Origin of the sequence: Micromonospora sp. NPDC049799, assembly GCF_040656655.1 — a bacterium.
In the GTDB taxonomy this organism is placed as follows: domain Bacteria; phylum Actinomycetota; class Actinomycetes; order Mycobacteriales; family Micromonosporaceae; genus Micromonospora.
In genome coordinates this window covers 1-2,195 of the sequence record NZ_JBFAMU010000682.1, presented here as the reverse complement: position 1 = coordinate 2,195, position 2,195 = coordinate 1, and the positions used below count along the sequence as shown (strand labels likewise).

Annotated in this window: 2 protein-coding genes and 2 pseudogenes; 3 read left to right on the top strand and 1 reads right to left on the bottom strand. The window is 74.5% G+C overall.

Annotation, left to right across the window (positions count from 1 at the left end):
* Positions 1 to 197: pseudogene (locus AB0I76_RS28225) on the bottom strand (hypothetical protein); the annotation flags it as partial.
* 173 nt (positions 198 to 370) lie between these two features.
* Between AB0I76_RS28225 and AB0I76_RS28220 the strand changes: the two are divergent.
* From AB0I76_RS28220 to AB0I76_RS28210, 3 genes and pseudogenes are all read left to right on the top strand, one after another.
* Positions 371 to 1,351 carry a zinc-binding alcohol dehydrogenase gene (locus AB0I76_RS28220; protein ID WP_357041666.1) on the top strand — a complete coding sequence of 327 codons (981 nt, stop codon included), beginning with the start codon at positions 371 to 373 and terminating at the stop codon, positions 1,349 to 1,351.
* Between the two features lie 3 nt (positions 1,352 to 1,354).
* A complete protein-coding gene (locus AB0I76_RS28215; protein WP_357041663.1) occupies positions 1,355 to 1,753 on the top strand; it encodes a 6-carboxytetrahydropterin synthase in 399 nt (132 codons plus the stop codon).
* Positions 1,750 to 2,195: pseudogene (locus AB0I76_RS28210) on the top strand (glycosyltransferase family 1 protein); the annotation flags it as partial. The gene AB0I76_RS28215 and the pseudogene AB0I76_RS28210, both read left to right, overlap by 4 nt.

Below are 2,195 nucleotides of genomic sequence, written 5' to 3'. Positions count from 1 at the left end.
CTCGCCGCGTCGTCGGCCGGTGGCGGCGCCTCCGGTGTCGCCCCCGGAGACGGTGGGTCGGTGGGCGACGCGGGGGCGGCCGTCCCCCCGACCTGGGACTGCGGCGCCGGTGGGGCGGCCTGGGCGCTCATCGTGAACAGCACGGCCGCCAGCGCGCTCCCGGTCAGCAGCGTGAGCAACGGGGTCATCCGCTTCATGGGCATCTCCCTTCCTACGGACGTACGGGCGGGAGGCCCCGGTCGTTCAACCGATCTTCGGAACCCTTTCGAACCGTGGTCGTCACGGCTCCGTGTCTATGATCGACAACTCCTGACCGTGGACATGACGAGAGCTGCCGTCCGTTTCGCCCGGACGGGGAAGTGGGGGAGCGGTGACGCGCGAGGCCCGGGCCTTTTGGCTGCGTACGCCCGGCGTCGGCGAGATCCGGCCCTGCCCCCTGCCCACCCCCGGGCCGGACGAGGTGCTGGTCCGGACCCTCTTCTCGGCGGTCAGCCGGGGCACCGAGACGCTGGTCTTCGGTGGCCACGTGCCCGCCGACCAGTACGCCGCGATGCGCGCCCCGTTCCAGGAGGGCGACTTCCCGGCCCCGGTCAAGTACGGCTACCTCAACGTCGGCCTCGTCGAGGAGGGGCCGGAGCGGCTGCGCGGGCGGACGGTGTTCTGCCTGTACCCGCACCAGAGCGCGTACGTGGTCCCCGCCGACGCGGTGGTCGTCGTACCCGATGGCGTGCCGGCCGCCCGCGCGGTCCTCGCCGGGACGGTGGAGACGGCGGTAAACGCGCTCTGGGACGCCGCGCCCCTGGTCGGCGACCGGGTCACCGTCGTCGGCGCCGGCATGGTGGGCTGCGCGGTCGCCGCGCTGCTGGCCCGCTTCCCCGGCGTACGCGTCGAGCTGGTCGACATCGACCCGGCCCGCGCCGCCGTCGCGGCCGCCCTCGGCGTCGGCTTCGCGTCCCCGGACGACGCCACCGGCGGGCGGGACCTCGTGGTGCACGCCAGCGCCAGCTCCGCGGGCCTGCAACGGTCGGTGGACCTGCTCGCCGCCGAGGGCACCGTCGTCGAGCTGAGCTGGTACGGCGACCGTCCGGTGACGGTGGCGCTGGGCGGCGCGTTCCACTCCCGACGGTTGACCCTCCGGGCCAGCCAGGTGGGAATGGTCGCGCCGGCCCGCCGGGGCAGCCGCAGCTTCGCCGACCGGATGGCCCTCGCCCTGGACCTGCTGGCCGACCCGGTCTTCGACGCCCTGGTCACCGGGGAGTCCCGCTTCGCGGACCTGCCCGACGTGCTGGCCCGACTGCACGCGGGCGACCTGTCCGCGCTCTGCCACCGCATCAGCTACGACGAGGAGTGAGCCGTGTTCAGCGTGACGGTCCGGGACCACATGATGATCGCCCACAGTTTCCGGGGGGACGTGTTCGGTCCGGCGCAGCGCCTGCACGGCGCGACGTTCGTCGTCGACGCGACGTTCCGCCGGACCGACCTGGACGCCGACGGCATCGTCGTGGACATCGGGCGGGCCACCGAGCAGCTGCGGGCCGTGCTCGGTGAGCTGACCTACCGCAACCTGGACGAGGACCCGGCCTTCGCCGGGGTGAACACCACCACCGAGGTGCTCGCGCGTACCGTCGCCGATCGCCTCGCCGACCGGGTGCACGCCGGTGACCTGGGCGACGGCGCGCACGGGCTGGCCGGGATCACCGTCACGTTGCACGAGTCGCACGTCGCCTGGGCCAGCTACGAACGGTCCCTGTGACAGGGCACCAGGACGGCCCCACGGTGCACGTGGTGCTGCCGGGGGACATCGACGATCCGGCGTCGCCGAGCGGCGGCAACCACTACGACCGGCGGGTCCTCGACGGGCTCGCCGCGCTCGGCTGGGCCGTCCGCGAACACCCGTTGCCCGGCGACTGGCCGCACCCGGACACGGCAGCCCGCGTCGGCCTGGCGCGGATGCTCGCCGCCCTGCCCGACCGGAGTGCGGTGCTCGTCGACGGTCTCGTCGCCTCGGCCGTGCCGGGGGAGCTGACGGCGAACGCCGCCCGGCTGGGCCTGGTCGTCCTGGTGCACATGCCGCTGGAGGACGACGCCGAGCGGTCGGCGCTGGCGGCGGCGTCGGCGGTCGTCGCCACCAGCGAGTGGACCCGGCGGCGGCTGCGCGAGCTATACGGAATGCCGGTGGTGCACGTCGCCGCGCC